The sequence below is a fragment of the Streptomyces sp. TRM64462 genome, assembly GCF_013362995.1.
Taxonomy (GTDB): Bacteria; Actinomycetota; Actinomycetes; order Streptomycetales; family Streptomycetaceae; genus Streptomyces.
This window is the reverse complement of sequence record NZ_JABWDV010000048.1, coordinates 1-418: the sequence shown is the minus strand read 5'-3', so window position 1 is coordinate 418 and position 418 is coordinate 1. Positions and strand designations below refer to the sequence as shown.

Annotated in this window: 1 pseudogene; it reads right to left on the bottom strand. The window is 80.6% G+C overall.

The features are described from left to right. Positions 1-191: 191 nt before the first annotated feature. Positions 192-418, bottom strand: a pseudogene (locus HTZ82_RS02280) (hypothetical protein); the annotation flags it as partial.

Sequence of the window (418 nt, the reverse complement as noted above, 5' to 3'; positions counted from 1 at the left end):
GGCCCCGGTGCGGAGCGGCGCGAACCCGGCGCGAACCGGCGCGGCCCCGGGGTGGACCGGGGCGGCCCCGGTGCCGAACAGGCGCGAACCCGGTGCCGAACAGGCGCGGACCCGGTGCGGACCCGGTGCGGACCGGCGCGGACCCGGTGCCGAGCGGGCGCGGACCCGGTGCGGAGCGGACGGGGTGTGCGTCAGGGGTGGCGGAGCGGTGTGACGCCCAGGTCGCCGAGGCCGGTGCCCGCGCTCCGTACGGCGATCGAGCCGAAGGGCGTACGCAGCCGCAGCCACGGCCCGGAGGCGAGCAGCGTCACGGGGATGCCGTGCGGGACGGCGCCGGGCGGCGGCAGGAAGCCCAGGGACTGGGCGGCGTGCGCGGCGCGCAGCGGCAGGCCGGTGGTGCCGATGCCGCGGGACCAGA